The sequence below is a fragment of the Thauera butanivorans genome (assembly GCF_048398245.1).
Lineage (GTDB): Bacteria > Pseudomonadota > Gammaproteobacteria > Burkholderiales > Rhodocyclaceae > Thauera > Thauera butanivorans.
The window spans coordinates 1184690-1201841 of sequence record NZ_CP183038.1 but is presented as its reverse complement, the minus strand read 5'-3'; the positions used below and the strand labels follow the sequence as shown (position 1 = coordinate 1201841).

At 68.2% G+C, this 17152-nt stretch carries 19 protein-coding genes, 1 other RNA gene and 1 pseudogene; 12 read left to right on the top strand and 9 right to left on the bottom strand.

Translation table 11 applies throughout. The features are described 5' to 3' along the window. Position 1: 1 nt before the first annotated feature. From mraZ to rsmI, 5 genes are all read right to left on the bottom strand, one after another. Positions 2–445, bottom strand: a complete 444-nt coding sequence (mraZ, locus tag ACNQFN_RS05780; RefSeq protein WP_068636004.1) for a division/cell wall cluster transcriptional repressor MraZ — start codon at positions 443–445, stop codon at positions 2–4. Between the two features lie 474 nt (positions 446–919). Beyond that, positions 920–1364: RNase P RNA component class A (rnpB, locus tag ACNQFN_RS05775), an RNA gene on the bottom strand. Between the two features lie 22 nt (positions 1365–1386). Next, positions 1387–1824 (bottom strand): hypothetical protein, encoded by a 438-nt coding sequence (locus ACNQFN_RS05770; RefSeq protein ID WP_068636003.1) that lies wholly within the window; start codon positions 1822–1824, stop codon positions 1387–1389. Positions 1825–1835: 11 nt separating this feature from the next. Then, positions 1836–2870 carry a dihydroorotase gene (pyrC, locus tag ACNQFN_RS05765; protein WP_068636002.1) on the bottom strand — a complete coding sequence of 345 codons (1035 nt, stop codon included), beginning with the start codon at positions 2868–2870 and terminating at the stop codon, positions 1836–1838. A 103-nt stretch (positions 2871–2973) separates the two neighbouring features. Continuing rightward, positions 2974–3807, bottom strand: a complete 834-nt coding sequence (gene rsmI / locus ACNQFN_RS05760) for a 16S rRNA (cytidine(1402)-2'-O)-methyltransferase (RefSeq protein ID WP_068636091.1) — start codon at positions 3805–3807, stop codon at positions 2974–2976. Positions 3808–3918: 111 nt separating this feature from the next. Here rsmI and ACNQFN_RS05755 point away from each other — a divergent pair, with 111 nt between their 5' ends. The 3 genes from ACNQFN_RS05755 to ACNQFN_RS05745 are packed head-to-tail and all read left to right on the top strand — an operon-like array spanning position 3919 to position 5632. After that, complete coding sequence (locus tag ACNQFN_RS05755; RefSeq protein WP_068636001.1) at positions 3919–4347, top strand: YraN family protein; 429 nt, start codon at positions 3919–3921, stop codon at positions 4345–4347. A 44-nt stretch (positions 4348–4391) separates the two neighbouring features. Further along, on the top strand, positions 4392–4985 hold the full coding sequence (locus ACNQFN_RS05750) for an SIS domain-containing protein (RefSeq protein WP_068636000.1): 594 nt from the start codon (positions 4392–4394) through the stop codon (positions 4983–4985). Beyond that, complete coding sequence (locus ACNQFN_RS05745) at positions 4985–5632, top strand: BON domain-containing protein (protein ID WP_068635999.1); 648 nt, start codon at positions 4985–4987, stop codon at positions 5630–5632. Before ACNQFN_RS05750 ends, ACNQFN_RS05745 begins: the two co-directional genes overlap by 1 nt. Before the next feature lie 32 nt (positions 5633–5664). Here ACNQFN_RS05745 and mpl read toward each other — a convergent pair whose 3' ends face one another. Continuing rightward, positions 5665–7017, bottom strand: coding sequence for a UDP-N-acetylmuramate:L-alanyl-gamma-D-glutamyl-meso-diaminopimelate ligase (mpl, locus tag ACNQFN_RS05740; protein WP_418648231.1), 1353 nt, complete (start codon positions 7015–7017; stop codon positions 5665–5667). A gap of 143 nt (positions 7018–7160) precedes the next feature. On the opposite strand from mpl, the gene ACNQFN_RS05735 reads away from it, so the two are divergent. From ACNQFN_RS05735 to ACNQFN_RS05705, 7 genes and pseudogenes are all read left to right on the top strand, one after another. Continuing rightward, positions 7161–7709, top strand: coding sequence for a hypothetical protein (locus ACNQFN_RS05735; RefSeq protein WP_418648893.1), 549 nt, complete (start codon positions 7161–7163; stop codon positions 7707–7709). Positions 7710–7720: 11 nt separating this feature from the next. Beyond that, the gene (locus tag ACNQFN_RS05730; protein ID WP_068635996.1) at positions 7721–8266 is read left to right on the top strand and encodes a TlpA family protein disulfide reductase; all 546 of its coding nucleotides are present in this window, start codon (positions 7721–7723) and stop codon (positions 8264–8266) included. Between the two features lie 348 nt (positions 8267–8614). Beyond that, positions 8615–9070, top strand: a complete 456-nt coding sequence (gene accB / locus ACNQFN_RS05725) for an acetyl-CoA carboxylase biotin carboxyl carrier protein (RefSeq protein ID WP_418648230.1) — start codon at positions 8615–8617, stop codon at positions 9068–9070. A gap of 7 nt (positions 9071–9077) precedes the next feature. Further along, positions 9078–10436 carry an acetyl-CoA carboxylase biotin carboxylase subunit gene (gene accC, locus ACNQFN_RS05720; protein ID WP_068635994.1) on the top strand — a complete coding sequence of 453 codons (1359 nt, stop codon included), beginning with the start codon at positions 9078–9080 and terminating at the stop codon, positions 10434–10436. Positions 10437–10440: 4 nt separating this feature from the next. Then, the gene (gene prmA, locus ACNQFN_RS05715) at positions 10441–11343 is read left to right on the top strand and encodes a 50S ribosomal protein L11 methyltransferase (protein ID WP_418648229.1); all 903 of its coding nucleotides are present in this window, start codon (positions 10441–10443) and stop codon (positions 11341–11343) included. Then, positions 11340–11441 (top strand): annotated as a pseudogene (locus tag ACNQFN_RS05710) (zinc-ribbon domain-containing protein); the annotation flags it as partial. The gene prmA and the pseudogene ACNQFN_RS05710, both read left to right, overlap by 4 nt. 255 nt (positions 11442–11696) lie before the next feature. Next, positions 11697–12698 (top strand): DUF3426 domain-containing protein, encoded by a 1002-nt coding sequence (locus ACNQFN_RS05705; RefSeq protein ID WP_418648892.1) that lies wholly within the window; start codon positions 11697–11699, stop codon positions 12696–12698. Between the two features lie 26 nt (positions 12699–12724). On the opposite strand, the gene ACNQFN_RS05700 is transcribed toward ACNQFN_RS05705, so the two are convergent. Next, a complete protein-coding gene (locus ACNQFN_RS05700) occupies positions 12725–13180 on the bottom strand; it encodes a glycine zipper 2TM domain-containing protein (RefSeq protein WP_418648228.1) in 456 nt (151 codons plus the stop codon). Positions 13181–13191: 11 nt separating this feature from the next. Then, complete coding sequence (locus ACNQFN_RS05695) at positions 13192–14127, bottom strand: carbohydrate kinase family protein (protein WP_068635990.1); 936 nt, start codon at positions 14125–14127, stop codon at positions 13192–13194. Between the two features lie 176 nt (positions 14128–14303). On the opposite strand from ACNQFN_RS05695, the gene ACNQFN_RS05690 reads away from it, so the two are divergent. Next, positions 14304–15071 (top strand): GNAT family N-acetyltransferase, encoded by a 768-nt coding sequence (locus ACNQFN_RS05690; RefSeq protein ID WP_068635989.1) that lies wholly within the window; start codon positions 14304–14306, stop codon positions 15069–15071. A 20-nt stretch (positions 15072–15091) separates the two neighbouring features. Next, positions 15092–15958 (top strand): lysophospholipid acyltransferase family protein, encoded by an 867-nt coding sequence (locus ACNQFN_RS05685; protein WP_088178850.1) that lies wholly within the window; start codon positions 15092–15094, stop codon positions 15956–15958. Here ACNQFN_RS05685 and ACNQFN_RS05680 read toward each other — a convergent pair whose 3' ends face one another. Beyond that, entirely contained in the window at positions 15959–16756 is a 798-nt protein-coding gene (locus tag ACNQFN_RS05680) for a symmetrical bis(5'-nucleosyl)-tetraphosphatase (RefSeq protein WP_418648227.1), read from the bottom strand. Positions 16757–17152: the final 396 nt, after the last annotated feature.

Here is a 17152-nt window from a genome sequence, read left to right as displayed (position 1 = left end):
CTCACAGCGCCAGACTCTCGAAACCGGGCGGCAGGCCCGCGTTCATCAGCGCCAGCATGGCCTCCTGCTGCTTCTGCCAGCCTTCGTCGGACCACAGTTCGAAGTGGCTGCCCTGGCCCACCAGCCAGACCTGCTTGTCGAGCTTGGCGAACTGGCGCAGCGACGGCGCCACCAGCACACGGCCGGCAGCATCGAGGGATTCCTCCTGGGCGAAACCCACGAGCAGGCGCTTGAGCATGGCGGAAGTCGGATCCAGGCCGGGCGCGGCCAGCACCGTGTCGCGAATCGGCACCCAGGCGGGCACCGGGTAGACGAGCAGGCAACCATGGGGATGGGCGGTCAGCACCACCTGGCCGTTTTCGACGGCCAGGGCATCACGATGCCGTGCAGGAATCGCGAGGCGACCCTTGGCATCGAGATTGAGCGCAGCGGCCCCCTGGAACATTGACCCCCCTGACTGGATTGGGGCAGCGCCTGATCGACACTTTTCCCCACTTTTTTCCACTTAGCCCCACTTTAGTGGAAAGGATTTACCCGGTCAAGCTGACGAATCAGGAATTTCTTTGTGACACAATGACTTATACCGCATCGGCAAAGATCGGATAAACCCTGAAAAATCAAGGGAGATCATGTATCGATATGCGAAAACAGGTGAACTTGCGCCCGGACCGGGGACAAGTGGGAGAAAGTGGGGGAAAACGTCCGCAGCGAAGGCCGGGCGGGTGCCGCAGGCATGCCCATGAGCGGAAAAGGCGGGCGCAGCGGCCACGCTGCCTGCCAGCAGCCGGGGTTTCCTCGCCACGCGCTTGTGGAGCCTTCGGCTCCTCCAGGCACGCTCGTCTCGCCGACCCGCCATGAATGGCGGGCTTGCGCTCGCGGGCTGCGGTCATGCCTGCCCGAATCGGGGAACGAAGGGGGAAAAGGAAGTTCGCCGATAAGCCGGGTTCTGTCGAACGCCGCCGGCAAGCCGGCGTCGTCGGGCAGTCATTCCTCTGGGCGCCACGTTGCCGTGGCGCTCTAGCAGCCTACCCGGGAGCGACGCGAGCCACGCCGATGCTCCCCTATTTGGCCTTGCCCCGGATGGGGTTTGCCGTACCAGTCCTGTTGCCAGTCCTGCGGTGGGCTCTTACCCGCCGACGCTTTCGCATCGGCCCGCGGCATGCTTGCGCATACCCCGGCACCGTTTCACCCTTGCCTGTGCGCCGTCGAAGAGCAAGCTCCCCGGCATGCGCCATCGGCGGTCTGCTCTCTGTTGCACTTTCCGTCGCCTCACGGCGCCCGGCCGTTAGCCGGCATCCTGCTCTGCGGGGCCCGGACTTTCCTCCACGCACGACGAGGTGCGCAGCGACTGCCTGGCGAACTTCCTGCGGCGGATTATACGGGACTTCAGTCCTGGTCGGCCGGCGCGGCAACGAAAGCCGGCGCGCCGTCCTTGAGCACGAAACTGCCGACCCAAGGGCCCGGCGGCTTGCCGGCCGCGTTGTCCCAGTCCTGCACACGGCACACTTCGGTGCTGGCGAGATACCAGCGCGGCCCCTGTTGCAGCGCCCACAGGTGGTCGCCCGCCTCATACACCCGCATCTCGACCAGCGTGGTCGAACCCGGATGGATGGACACGCGCTTCTGGCACTTGGGCAGGCGCGAGGCGATCACCGCCTGCTTGAGCTCGTCATCCCAGAAGAATTTCTGCTCGCGCACCAGGATCAGCGCATGATCCTTGCCGTCGATCATGTAGGCGGTCGCGCTGTTCTCGCAGGCCGCCAGCACCGGCAACACGCCCAGCACAGCCAGCGCTCGGCCGAATCGGGCGATACGAGTCACCATGAATTGCTCCCTCAGGCAAACAGTTTCCACGCGATCGTCTCGCCGGCGCGCAGCGGCACCAGCGGATCTTCGCCGAGATAGGGGTAGGCCGCCGGCACCGCCCAGTCCTCGCGCTGCAGCGTGATGGTGTCGGCATTGGGCGGCAGGCCGTAGAAAGCCGGGCCGTTGAGGCTGGCGAAGGCCTCCAGCTTGTCGAGCGCGCCGACCGCATCGAACGCTTCGGCATAAAGCTCGATGCCGGCGTGGGCGGTATAGCAGCCCGCGCAGCCACAGGCGTTTTCCTTGGCGCTGCGCGAATGCGGCGCCGAATCGGTACCGAGGAAGAAGCGCGTGCTGCCCGAAGTGACGGCTGCGAGCAGCGCCTCACGGTGGGATTCGCGCTTGAGCACCGGCAGGCAGTAATGGTGCGGACGGATGCCACCCTGGAAGATGGCGTTGCGATTGAGCAGCAGGTGGTGCGCGGTGACGGTGGCGGCGACGTGGCTGCCCGCCGCGCGCACGAACTGCGCCGCCTCGGCGGTGGTGATGTGCTCGAAGACGATCTTCAGCCCCGGGAAGCGCCGCACCAGCGGCGACAGCGTGCGCTCGATGAAGACCCGTTCGCGGTCGAACACATCGACGTCGGCGCCGGTCGCCTCGCCATGCACGCACAGCACCAGGCCGCGCTTTTCCATGCGCTCGAGCACCGGATAGATCTTGTCGACCGCGGTCACGCCGGCATCGGAGTTGGTCGTGGCACCGGCCGGATAGAGCTTGGCGGCGACGACATGGCCGGACGCGACGGCGCGGTCGATCTCGTCGGGCGGCAGGTTGTCGGTCAGGTACAAGCTCATCAGGGGATCGAAGCGCGTGCCGGACGCTGCGGCGAGGATGCGCTCGCGATAGGCCAGGGCCTGCCCGGTGGTCGTCACCGGCGGCTTCAGGTTCGGCATGATCAGCGCCCGGCCGAAGCGCTCGGCCGTATGCGGAACCACGGCGGCAAGCGCCGCGTCGTCGCGCACGTGGAGATGCCAGTCATCGGGACGAACCAGGGTGATCGATTGCATTGTGCGAATCCTTGAAGCCGGAGCACTGATTATAGGCTCTCGCATCAGGCTTGGGCGCGGGTGGAATCGCATGCTGCGGCCATGCATCACGCTGCGCCGCCGATTATTCGTTTCCGCTCCCCTCGCGCATGGCCAGCGCCCGCGCATACAGCGCGTTCCTCGATGCTCCGGTGATGTCGGCGGCAAGCCGGGCGGCGCTCTTCAACGGCAGCTCGCCGAGCAGCAGCGCCAGCACCCGCTCGGCTTCGGCATCCAGCCCCGCGCCCGGCGGCTTGCCCGCCAGCACCAGCACGAACTCACCACGGCTGCGGTTCGGATCGGCGGCGAACCATGCCGCGGTTTCGGCCAGCGGCATGCGCACGATCTGCTCGTGCAGCTTGGTCATCTCCCGCGCGATCAACAGTTCACGCTCGCCGCCGAAGATCTTCTCGAAGTCGGCCACACATTCGGCGATGCGATGCGGCGCCTCGTAGAACACCATCGCAGCCGCTTCGTCGCGCAGCGGCTGCAAGACCGCCAGCCGCGCCGCCGACTTCGCCGGCAGGAAGCCGACGAAGCGAAAGCCGCCTTCGGCCAGCCCCGCCACCGACAGCGCCGCGATCGCCGCACAGGCCCCCGGCACCGGCACCACTGCAAACCCCGCCTCGCGCACCCGCGCCACCAGCCGCGCGCCGGGATCGGACACCGCCGGCGTGCCGGCATCGGTGATGAAAGCCACCTGCTGCCCGGCTTCGAGCAGCGCGATCAGGCGCCCGGCCGCCTCCTGCTCGTTGTGCTGATGCACCGCGAGCATGCGCGTATCCACGCCGAAGGCATCGAGCAGGCGCTGGCTGTGGCGGGTGTCCTCGGCAGCAACGACGTCGACCGCCTTCAGCACGGCGATCGCGCGCAGGCCGATGTCGCCGATGTTTCCGAGTGGCGTCGCCACCACATACAATGACGGCGTACTGGACAGCGGGCTTTCGGGCAGCGCGACGCTGGAGCGGGGAATGATGGTATTCATGGCGATGGCTGCGGCGCGCGGGCGCCGCCTGGCGAGGACTCAGGAATGACGGCAGGCAGTCGCACGAGCCGCGCGCCCGCCGCGACGGACGACATTGTCGGTGCCCGCGCGACACCGGCGCAAGCGCGCGGCCGGATTGCCGAAGAGCTGGCCGCGCGCCATCTCGAAGCGCAGGGCCTGCGCATCCTCGCCCGCAACGTCCGCTGCCGCGGCGGCGAGGTCGACCTGATCTGCATGGAGCGCGGCGGCATCGTCTTCGTCGAGGTGCGGCTGCGCACCAACGCCAGATTCGGCGGCGCCGGCGAGAGCATCACCGCCGCCAAGCAGCGCCGCGTGCTGCTGGCGGCGCGCTGGTGGCTCAATGGTCCGGGCCGCCGCTTCCAGACCGCCCCCTGCCGCTTCGACGCCGTGCTGCTCGACGGCCTGGACGACACCCGCATTACCTGGCTGCGCGGCGCCTTCGATGCCGGCTGAGCCGGCATGCTAGACTTCCCAGCCCAGCGGACGACTCTTGCGACATGGATCTCATCGCGCGCATCTCACGCCAGTTCCAGGACAACACACGCACCACGCTCGATGCGCTCGAAATGCTGGCCGCGCCGATCGCAGGCGCGATCGAGACCATCACCGCCAGCCTGCTCGACAACGGCAAGATCCTGGTCTGCGGCGGCAGCGGCTCGTCCGGCGACGCACGGCGCTTCGCCGCCCAACTGGTCAATGGCTTCGAACTCGAACGCCCCTCGCTGGCCGCGTTCGCGCTCAGCGCCGACGCCTCGACGCTGGCCCCCATCGCCGGCGACCCCTCGCCCGAAGGCCTGCTGTCGCGCCAGATCCTCGCCCTCGGCCAGCCCGGCGACATCCTGCTGACGCTGTCGGCGCACGGCGATTCGCCCCGCATTCTCGAAGCCATCGGCGCCGCGCACGAGCGCGACATGCGGGTCATCGCCCTGACCGGTGCCGACAGCAAGGCCACGACCGAACTTCTCGGCCCCGAAGACATCCACATCTGCGCCCCCGCCGAACGCACGGCGCGCATTCAGGAATTGCACCTGCTGATCCTGCATTGCCTGTGCGACGGCATCGATTGTCTGTTACTTGGAGTGGAAGACTGATGCGCCCTACGCACGACACCCCCAGCCCGTCCCGCCGCCGTCTCCTGCTCGGCCTCGCCGCGGCGGGCACCCTGCCCTTGCTGCAAGGCTGCTTCCCGGTGGTCGCCACCGGCGTCGGCGCCGGCGCCGCGATGGTCGCCGACCGGCGCACCAGTGGTGCCTACGTCGAGGACGAAAGCATCGAATGGAAAGTCGCCAGCCGCATCCGCGAACGTTTCGGCGACGCCGTCCATGTCAACGTCACCTCCTACAACCGCAACGTGCTGCTGACCGGCGAGGCATCGAACGACACCGTGCGCAGCCAGCTCGACAGCATCGTTGCCGGGGTGGAAAACGTCCGCGGCGTGATCAACGAAGTGGCGGTCGGCCCCAACTCGACGCTGACCGCGCGCGGCAACGACGCCCTGATCACCTCCAACGTCAAGGCGCGCTTCCTCGACGCCAGACGCTTCGCTGCTCATAACGTCAAGGTCGTGACCGAGGCCAACGTCGTCTTCCTGCTCGGCATCGTCACCCGCGCCGAAGCCGACGCCGCCGCCGAAATCGCCCGCACCAGCAAGGGCGTCAGCAAGGTGGTGCGCGTGTTCGAGTACGTCAGCGACGAAGAAGCGCGCCGGCTCGACAATCCGACCAGCGCGCGCAAGTAAGCCCTTCGGGCGCCCCCCTCGGACAAGTTCCCTCAGGCAGCGGCGGCAAGCGCATCCAGCAGTTTCTGGTGCACGCCGCCGAAGCCGCCGTTGCTCATCACCAGCACGTGATCGCCCGGCCGGGCGGCCGCGGCCACGTCCGCCACCAGGCGCTCCAGGGACTCATGCACCCGCGCCCGCCCGCCCAGCGGCGACAGCGCCGCCGCCGCATCCCAGCCCAGATTCCCCGCATAGCAGAACACCGCGTCGGCCTCGGCCAGGCTGGCGGGTAGCTGCGCCTTCATCACGCCCAGCTTCATCGTGTTCGAGCGCGGCTCCAGCACCGCCAGGATGCGCCCCTGCGGCTCCCGCCGCCGCAGCCCGCCCACGGTCAGCGCGATCGCCGTCGGGTGGTGGGCGAAATCATCGTAGACACGGACCCCTCGTTCCGTGCCGCGCAGCTCCAGCCTGCGCTTGATGCCGCCGAAGCGCGCCAGGCTGGCGATGGCCTGCGCCGGCGTGACGCCGACGTGTCGCGCCGCCGCGATCGCCGCCAGCGCGTTCTCGCGGTTGTGGCTTCCCGCCAGCGGCATCTCCGCCCGCCCCAGCTCCTTGCCGCCCAGGCTGAACACCGCCTCGGCCTCCGACGCACCCGTTCCGGCCTGCCACTGCGCCGCATCGTTGAACCATTCCAGTTCGGACCAGCAGCCGCGCTCGATCACCCGCTTCAGGCTGTCCTCGCGGCCGTTGGCGATCACCCTGCCGCTCGCCGGGATCGTGCGCACCAGATGGTGGAACTGCGTCTCGATCGCCGCCAGGTCGGCAAAGATGTCGGCGTGATCGAACTCGAGGTTGTTCAGGATCGCGGTGCGCGGCCGGTAATGGACGAACTTCGAGCGCTTATCGCAGAAGGCGGTGTCGTACTCGTCGGCCTCGATGACGAAGAACGGCGACTCCGTCAGCCGCGCCGACACGCCGAAGTTCTGCGGCACGCCGCCGACCAGGAAGCCGGGGTTCAGGCCGGCATCCTCCAGCATCCAGGCCAGCAGCGAGGTCGTCGTGGTCTTGCCGTGCGTACCTGCCACCGCCAGCACCCAGCGCCCCGCCAGCACGTGCTCGGCCAGCCATTGCGGCCCCGACACGTAGGGTAGGCCGCGGTCCAGAATGGCTTCGAGCAGGGGGTTGCCGCGCGACACCGCATTGCCGACGACGAACACGTCCGGCGCCAGATCGAGCTGCGAGGCATCGTAGCCTTCGATCAGGCGGATGCCCTGCTGTTCGAGCTGGGTGCTCATCGGCGGATAGACGTTGGCATCGCAGCCGGTGACGACGTGGCCGGCCGCACGCGCGAGCAGCGCCACGCCGCCCATGAAGGTGCCGCAGATGCCGAGGATGTGGATGTGCATGGCGAAGAAGCTCCGGGAGGCCGTCATCCGGATGAAACCGGCCCGTGTAGAATGGGCCCGCATTCTACCCGACCCCCATCATGCACTCACACGCGACCCCCAACGGCACTCTGCGGCGCGAGATCGCCGCGCTGGCAGCCCGCATGATGGCCGAAGACGGCATCAGCGACTTCGGCTTCGCCAAGCGCAAGGCAGCCAAGCAACTCGGCGCGGCCGACTCCGACGCCCTGCCGACGAATGCCGAAATCGAGGCCGAACTGCGCGCCTGGCAGGCGCTGTACCAGGACGAGGAGCAGCCCGAGCGCCTGCACGAGATGCGCAGCGCCGCGGTCGACGTGATGCGCCTGCTGGCCGATTTCCGCCCCTATCTGACCGGTGGCGCGCTGGACGGCACCGCGGGGCGCTATTCCGAACTGGAGATCGAACTCTTCCCCGAAAGCGCCAAGGAAGTGGAAATCTTCTTCCTCAACCAGGACTTCCACTACGAGCACCGCGAGCCGCGCCGCCCGGCGCCGAACAGCCCCGAAGCGATACTGAGCTTCGACTGGGACGAAGTCCCGGTGCGACTGTCGATCTATCCGGCCGGCGCCGAACGCAACAACCGGCGCGGCCAGGAACGGGCGCGGCTGGCCCAGGTCGAAGCCCTGCTCGAAGCCGAGGGCAAGGACGCCCCTCCTGTCACGGACGCCTGAAGGACACACCGATGAGCCGCACTTTCCAGACCCTGCTGATCCTCGCCGTCGCCGTCCTGGCCGGCGTCGCCGGCTACTTCGCCAATCGCGGCAGCGCTCCGGCCGGCCAGACCCATGTCGTGCCCGACGCGGCGATCGACGCCCTGTTCGCCCTCACCCTGCCGGACACCGAAGAGCAACCGCAGGCGCTGGAACAATGGCGCGGCAAGATCGTCGTCGCCAATTTCTGGGCGACGTGGTGCCCGCCCTGCCGCGAGGAGATTCCGGACTTCGCCGCCGCCAGCCAGGCATTTGCCGGCCAGCCGGTCCAATTCGTCGGCATCAGCATCGACAGCCTCGACAAGGTCCGCGCCTTCGGTGCGGAATTCGGCGTCCCCTACCCGCTGCTGATCGCCGGCCCCGAAACCCTGAGCCTGGCGAAAGACTTCGGCAACAATGCCCGTGCGCTGCCCTTCACCGTCATCATCGATCGCGATGGCAAGGCACGCCACATCAAGCTGGGCACCTTGAAACGGGACGAACTCGAGAGCAGAATCCGCGCACTGCTGCCGTCCTGAGACACCGGCCGGGCCAACGCCAATGTAGACAATTTGCATCGATTTGCTGCAAACTTGCCGCCATGAAGCGCAGAAAACGCGGCCCCGTGGCACTACAGGCAACTCTCTGCAAGCGCCCGCTGCACCACTTCCCAAGGCGTCCGAGCAGCCGCTGCAGCCTCGCTTTGCCACGCAGGCCGAACCCCTCTGCCCGTCCAGATTCGCAAGGCGCGCCCTTGCACCATCCTCGCCCCATCGAAGCACCGCAGCCTGCCGGCCCAAGGGCCCGCGCATGCCTGCGGAAACGAGAACACTGATCGCCGACGAGCACCGCCCGCAGGGCTGCATCGTCAAGCATGGAGAAATAGCATGGATCTGCGCAAGCTGAAGAAACTCATCGACCTCGTCCAGGAATCCGGGATTTCCGAGCTGGAAGTCACCGAAGGCGAGGAAAAGGTCCGCATCGCCAAGCACATGGGCGTGGCCGCACCGGCCGCCTACCTCCCCCCGGTGCCGGCCGCCGTACCGGCCCCGGTCGCCGCGGCCTCTGCGCCGGCAGCAGCCGAACCTGCCGCGGACACGCTGCCCGAAGGCGACATCGTCAAATCGCCGATGGTCGGCACCTTCTACCGTGCCTCGGCGCCCGGCGCCAAACCCCTGGTCGACATCGGCCAGACCGTCGCCGAAGGCGACCGGCTGTGCATCATCGAAGCGATGAAGCTGATGAACGAAATCGAGTCGGAGTTCTCCGGCGTGGTCAAGGCCATCCTGGTCGAAAATGGCCAGCCGGTCGAATACGGCCAACCGCTCTTCGTCATCGGCTGATCGCACCATGTTCGAGAAGATTCTCATCGCCAACCGCGGAGAGATCGCCCTCCGCATCCTGCGCGCCTGCCGCGAACTGGGCATCAAGACGGTCGCGGTGCATTCAGAGGCCGACACCGAGGCCAAGTACGTCCGCCTCGCCGACGAATCGGTCTGCATCGGCCCGGCCTCGTCCACGCTGAGCTACCTCAACGTACCGGCGATCATCTCGGCGGCCGAAGTCACCGATGCCGAGGCCATCCATCCCGGCTACGGCTTCCTGTCCGAAAACGCCGACTTCGCCGAGCGCGTCGAACAGTCCGGCTTCGTCTTCATCGGCCCGCGCCCAGACACCATCCGCCTGATGGGCGACAAGGTTTCCGCCAAGGACGCGATGAAGGCCGCAGGCGTGCCCTGCGTGCCCGGCTCCGACGGCGCCCTGCCCGAAGAGCCCAAGGAAATCATCAGGATCGCGCGCGCCATCGGCTATCCGGTCATCATCAAGGCCGCCGGCGGCGGCGGCGGGCGCGGCATGCGCGTGGTGCACACCGAAGCCGCGCTGCTCAACGCCGTCACTACCACCCGCGCCGAAGCCCAGGCGGCTTTCGGCAACCCGGTGGTATACATGGAGAAGTACCTCGAGAATCCGCGCCACGTCGAGATCCAGGTCCTCGCCGACCAGCACGGCAGCGCGGTCTATCTGGGCGAGCGCGACTGCTCGATGCAGCGCCGCCACCAGAAGGTCATCGAGGAAGCGCCCGCACCCGGCATCGATCGCAAGCTGATCGCCAGGATCGGCGAGCGCTGCGCCGAAGCCTGCCGCAAGATCGGCTACCGCGGCGCGGGCACTTTCGAGTTCCTGTACGAGAACGGCGAGTTCTACTTCATCGAGATGAACACCCGCCTGCAGGTCGAACACCCGGTCACCGAATACATCACCGGCATCGACCTCGTGCAGGCGCAGATCCGCATCGCCGCCGGCGAAAAGCTGTGGTTCGGCCAGCGCGACATCAGCTTCCACGGCCACGCCATCGAATGCCGCATCAACGCCGAGGACCCTTTCAAGTTCACCCCCTCGCCCGGCCGCATCAGCAACTGGCATACGCCCGGCGGCCCCGGCATCCGCGTCGATTCGCATGTATACAACGGCTACACCGTGCCGCCGCACTACGACTCGATGATCGGCAAGCTGATCGCCTACGGCGACAGCCGCGACCAGGCCATCCGCCGCATGCGCATCGCCCTGTCCGAGATGATGGTCGAAGGCATCAAGACCAACGTGCCGCTGCACCAGACCCTGATGCTCGACCCGCGCTTCATCGAAGGCGGCACCAGCATCCACTACCTGGAAAACAAGCTGGCCGACCGCAACGAAGTGAAGAGCTGAGCCGATGTGGATCTCGGTCACCCTGCAGGCTGACGCCGCCCGCGCCGAAGTCCTGTCCGACGCCCTGATGGAGGTCGGCGCCTTGTCGGTGTCCATCGAGGACGCCGACGCCGGCACCGACGCGGAAACGCCGCAATTCGGCGAACCCGGCCACCTGCCGGCCGCGCTGTGGGATCACAGCCGGGTGATCGCGCTGATCGACGGCAGCACCGGCAGCGGCGCCCTCGAGGCGCTGCTGGCCGAAGCCGCGCAGGCCGCCGGGCTGGACGGCGTCCCGCCGTACACCGTCGAGGAAGTCGCGGAGCAGAACTGGGTGCAATTGACACAGAGCCAGTTCGACCCCATCCGCATCACCGACCGCCTGTGGATCGTGCCCTCGTGGCACGCAGCGCCGGACGACAACGCGATCAACATCGAGCTCGACCCCGGCATGGCTTTCGGCACCGGCTCGCACCCAACCACCCGGCTGTGCCTGGAATGGCTGTGCGACACCGTCACGCCCGGCTGCAGCCTGCTCGACTACGGCTGCGGCTCCGGCATCCTCGCCATCGCCGCCGCCAAGCTGGGTGCGGCCGAAGTACTGGGCATCGACATCGACGAAAAAGCCGTCGACGCCGCGCGCGACAATGCCGAGCGCAACGCCGCGGCAATCCGCCTGCAGCACTCCGGCGTGCCGCTGGGCGACACTTTCGACCTCGTCGTCGCCAACATCCTGACCAACCCGCTGTGCGTGCTCGCCCCCGCCATCGCCGCACGCGTCGCGCCGGGCGGCCGCGTGGCCCTCTCCGGCGTGCTCGAAACCCAGGCCGGCCAGGTCATCGAAGCCTGGGCGCCGTTCATCGCGCTGCAGGTCGGCGCGGCGCACGACGGCTGGATCCGGCTGGAGGGGCAACGCTCCGCAGCATGATGCTGACACGCTGCCCCGCCTGCCAGACGACGTTCCGGCTCGGACCGGAGCAACTGCGCGCGCGCCAGGGCGAAGTCCGCTGCGGTCATTGCTTCCACCCCTTCAACGCACTCGAGCACGAGATCGTCCCGCCCTCCAGCGCCACCCATGCAGCCCGGGTGACGCAGGACGCATATCCGGCACCATCGCCCGCTTCATACCGGGCTTGGCCGCATCAGACCCCGCGTGGTTCAGCCGCTCATGGCCCGGCCGGGCCGCGAGAGGCTGAACCACAGGAGATCACCCATCGGGAGGCCGGTCCTCATCAGGACGGACTCCCGGCGGATGACCATCCGCAAGACGCCGGCTTCATCGTGCTGGAAGAAAAATCGGCAGCGGCGCCGGCCACCGAAGATCCGGTCCTCGACGATCCGCGCGAACTCCCTCCTCCTCCCCCCCTGCCCATGCCTCACGGTTCGGACACGACCGAGGAGGAGGCGACAGCGGAAGACGCGCCTCCGGTACTGCCCGAAGTGCTTCGAAGTGGCCGGCGAGCAGCAGCCGGCACGGCGTCCGATACCCGGCCCAGCCTTTCGCGGCCCGGCCGGGAAGACAGCGTCACCGGCTCACGCACCACCGAGGACAGCGCCGACATCGGCGCCGATGCCGACGATGCGGAACTGCCTGAAGCTGAGCCTCCTGCCTCTGGCACGCCAGCCTCGGACACCGCCGGAACCACGAACACAGGCACCGGCGAGCAGGAGGACCACACCTCGCTGCTCAGGCCGGCCGCGCCCCAGCCGGCCCCTCGGGCAGCCGCCAGAGAAGCCCCCGAAGCAGCCCACATCGACATCGAACAGCTCGATGCGAAATACGGCCGCCCCAAGTCACCCGCCAGCCCGCGCCAGCGCGCCCTGGCCAGCCTGACGGTCGGCCTGCTCGGCGGCCTGCTGGCTGCGCAGTGCGTCTATCTCTACCGCATGGAAATCGCGCGCGATCTGCCGGGGCTGCGTCCGCTGCTGGAAACGGCGTGCGCCGCACTCAACTGCACGGTCCCCTTTCCGCGCGACGTGGAACTGATCAGCGTCGACCTCTCGGATCTGCAATCGGAGCCCGGCAAGCCCGGCCAGTACATCCTGTACGCCACGATCAGCAACCGCGCCGGATACGCGCAGGCCTGGCCCCATCTGGAACTGACCCTGACCGATGCGCGCGACACGCCGGTCGCGCGCCGCGTGCTCGCCCCCCACGAATGGATTCCGCCTGCGCAGCATGGCGACACTTTCGCCAGCCGCAGCGCGGTCAATGCCCGCATCGCTTTCGCCGCCCCCGATCTCGCCCCGACGGGCTATCGGGTCGGCAAGTTCTACCCCTGATCATCCGGCCGCGCCGAAGCCGGCGCCTAGCGCGACACCCGCACCGTGCCGGCATCGCGCAGCACGCGCACCCGCTCACCCGCGCGGAAAGTCTCGCCTTCGTCGGCCTGCACGACCGCCAGGAACTGGCCGTTGTCGAGCCGCACGGTCACTTCCACGCCGCGCGTCCGTGTCGCGCCTTCCTCGATCGCCGCACCGGCGACGCCGCCGGCCACCGCGCCGATGACGGCCGCCGCAGCGGCACCACGGCCGCCGCCGACCGAGCTGCCGGCAATGCCACCGACCGCCGCGCCGGCCACCGAGCCGATCGGCGTCTTGGTGCCTTCGAGCTGCACCGCGCGCACCGACTCGACGGTGCCGAACTGCACGGTCATCGCCCGCCGCGCCTCGGTGCGCGAATACGCCCCGCCGCCCAGCCCCTGGGCGCAGCCGCCCAGCAGCAGCACTGCGGCGAGCGCAGCAGTGACGGCACGCAGACTCATCGACCTCTCATTCACCATGCATCTTCTCCGAACGCCTGCCGATAGCGCGCGGCGATGTCGTCGCGCGCCGGCATGTGATTCTGTCCGCCGCGATGCGCGATCTTGAGCGCCCCCATCACCGCGGCAAGGCGGCCCGCCTTCAGCATGTCCCAGCCGTTCGCGAGTCCGTACAGCAAACCGGCGCGATAGGCATCTCCGCAGCCGGTGGGGTCGACGATCGCGTCGGGCTCCACGGCCGGCAGGTTCTGCACTTCGCCGCCGCGGTGGATGCGCGAACCCTCCGCACCCAGCGTCACGACGAAGCCTTCCACCATCGCCGCCAGTTCGGCCTCGCTACGGCCGGTCTTCTCGCACATCAGGCGGGCCTCGTAGTCATTGACCGTGCAGTAGCGGGCCAGTTGCAGGCATTCCAGTAACGCTTCGCTACCGAGCACGGGCAGCGCCTGGCCCGGATCGAACACGAAGGGCACGCCGAGCCGGGCCAATCCACGCGCATGGCGCAGCATGCCGTCGGGCCCGTCGGGCGAGACGATGCCCAGTTTCACCCCCTTGGCGTCGCCCACGTCGTTCAGATGCGAATGCAGCATCGCGCCCGGATGGAAGGCGGTGATCTGGTTGTCGTCCAGGTCGGTGGTGATGAAGCACTGCGCGGTGAACGTGCCCGGCACCTCGCGCACGTGGTCCTGGCGCAAGCCGAGCTTCTGCAACTGGTAGCGGTAAGGCGCGGCATCCTCGCCCACCGTCGCCATGATCAGCGGATCGCCGCCCAGCAGCTTCAGCGAATAGGCGATGTTGCCGGCGCAACCGCCGAACTCCCGGCGCATGTCGGGCACCAGGAAGGACACGTTCAGGATGTGGATCTGCTCGGGCAGGATGTGATTCCTGAAACGATCCGGGAACACCATGATCGAGTCGTAGGCGATCGACCCGCAGACGAGAATGGACATAGGGAATGGCCCGGCAAGGAAGGGAAAAAACCGTCATTATACGAGGCCGCCATTCCCCGGCGCGGCCTTCCGCCCTGCCCTGGCAGCGCCCGGTCACGCGGCCGTAACCCGCCCGTCACCGTAGCGCAACACGGAATTTCGAGAATGCTTCCGTCCCAACGGAACGGAGCCACGCCATGCTCGAGAACCGCCAGCCACGCCAGGAGACCGCCGCCCGCAAGAACCGCAGGCTCCAAGTCGGCCTCGCCAATTGCGAAACCGAAATCCTCGAAGCGCAGAAGCTGCGCTACCGCGTCTTCGCCGACGAAATGGGCGCTCGCCTGGCCACCCGCACTCCCGGCGTCGATCGCGACCTCTACGACCCCTTCTGCGAACACCTCATCGTCCGCGACGAAGACGCCGGCCGCATCGTCGGCACCTACCGCATCCTGTCGCCGGCCGCCGCACGCAAGGTCGGCGGCTACTATTCCGAAAACGAATTCGACCTCACCCGCCTGCAGCACCTGCGCCCCCGCCTGGTGGAGATCGGCCGCTCGTGCATCGACGCGGAATACCGCAGCGGCACCGTCATCGCCCTGCTGTGGGGCGGCCTGGCACGCTACATGCGGGACAACGGCTACGACTACCTCGTCGGCTGCGCCTCGGTCAGCATGGCCGACGGCGGGCACGCCGCGGCCAGCCTGTATAATCGCCTGCGCGAACAGCACCTGGCGCCTGCGGAATACCACGTCTTCCCGCGCTGCCCGCTGCCGCTGGCGGCACTGCGCGCCGATCTCGCCGCCGAAGCGCCGCCGCTGATCAAGGGCTACCTGCGCGCCGGCGCCTGGATCTGCGGCGCCCCTGCCTGGGACCCCGACTTCAACACCGCCGACCTGCCCATCCTGATGCCGATGAGCAAGGTCGACGACCGCTACGCGCGGCACTTCATGGAACGCAAGGACTGATGGATCGATCGGGGCAGGCCATGGAACACGCCAGTCATCCCGGTGCCTGCACGGAGCCGGCCCCCGATCCCTTCACCCGCCCTTTCGCTCCCTCCCTGGCCGCAAGCAGGGCGCTGCGCCCCGCCCCTGCCGCGCTGCGTGCCTGGCGCTACCTGCGCCTGGCCCTGCACCTGCTGGGCGGCGTGCTGACGCTGCTGCTGGCTGCCCCCTTCTGCGCCCGCCCCACCCTGCTCGGCCTGCGCCGGCGCTGGTCGCGGCGCCTGCTCGGCATCCTCGGACTGCGCCTGCAACTGCAGGGCGCTCCGATCGCGCCCGGCACGATGCTGATCGCCAACCACATTTCCTGGGTGGACATCTTCGTCATCAATGCCGTCGCACCGTCCGCCTTCGTCAGCAAGGCCGAAGTACGCAACTGGCCGGTGATCGGCTGGCTCTCGGCCAGAAGCGACACCATCTTCCTGCGGCGTGGCAGCCGCGGCCACGCCCGCATAATCAATGCCGAGATCGCCGCACTGCTCGATGCCGGCGACAATGTCGCGATCTTCCCGGAAGGCACCACCACCGACGGCAGCCACGTGCTCCACTTCCATGCCGCCTTGCTTCAGCCAGCCATCGCCTGCGGCCACGCCGTGCAGCCGCTGGCGCTGAGCTATCGCAAGCCGGACGGCAGCTACAGCCGCGCCCCCGCCTACGACGGCGAAGTGACGCTCGGCCAGTGCCTTGCCAACATCGTCGCCGAACGCGAAACCGTCGCCTGCGTCAGCGCGGCACCGCCGATCGAGACCCGCGACGGTGGCGACCGCCGCAGCCTGGCGCAAACGGCACGTGCCACGATCATGCGCAGCATCGGCTGCCTGCCTGAGCGCGCGGACGGCGAGCCGGGCTGATCAGCCCGGCACCTGGAACACCGCACCGTCCTCGATCCTCAGCGCGGTCAGCTTGCCGCCCCACACGCAGCCCGAATCGAGCGCGATCAGCCCCGGCTCGCGATGGAAGCCCAGCGCCGACCAGTGCCCGCAGACGACGGTATGCGTCCGGCTGAGCCGCTCGGGCACGCGGAACCACGGCAAGGTACCGGCCGGCGCCTGCGAGGGCGGCCCCTTGGCGCGCAGCGCCATGCGGCCGTCGGCCGTGCAGAAACGCATCCGGGTGCAGGCATTCACGATCACCCGCAGGCGGTCCCAGCCCTTGAGCTTGTCGCTCCAGCGCTCCGGCTCGTTGCCTGCCAGTTCGAGCAGGAACTTGCGCGCCTGCGGCCCGGCCAGCGCCGCACCCACCTCGTCGGACAGGGCTTTCGCCTGCGCCACCGTCCAGCCCGGCAGCAGCCCCGCATGCACCAGCACGTGCTCGCCTTCGAGCCGCAGCAGGGGCTGACGCGCAAGCCAGTGCAGCAGTTCGTCGCGGTCGGGCGCTTCCAGCACCTGGCGCAGGGTGTCGTCGCTGCCGCGCCGCTTGTAGCCGGCCGCCACCATCAGCAGGTAGAGATCGTGGTTGCCCAGCACCACGTCCGCCGCGCCTTCCAGCTCGCGCAGCAGGCGCAGCACCCGCAAGGAATCGGGGCCGCGATTGACCAGATCGCCGACCAGCCACAGGCGGTCGCACGAAGGATCGAAGGCGACGCGTTCGAGCATGCGCGCAAGTTGCGCGTAGCAGCCCTGAATGTCGCCGATGGCGTAAGTCGACATGCTGAAGGACGGATGCTCACCGCATGGAATGCGCGGCAAAAGAGTCAAAGATCGCGATTGTAAAGGCTACTACGGCCTCTGACTTCTCGCTCCGGTTAAGCGCCGTCGCCCTTTCAGGCACAAGGCGAGACCTCCCCAGGTAAGAACGCACTCCTTCGCTGCACAACCGCAGGATCTACGCCACTTCGCCTTGATCACGAGAGCTTCGCGATTACGTGCTCGCTCGCCCTGCTCGGCAGCGCCTTCTATCCGATTCTTGTCCATCGGCTCGCAGCTTATGCTCCACGCTTCCTCCCCACGCTCGGTCACCCTCACGCAGTTGCGCTTCACTTCGTTCGCTGTGATCAACTTACGGCGGAACTTGCACCCGCAGGAGGGCGCCCATGCTGGGCGTAC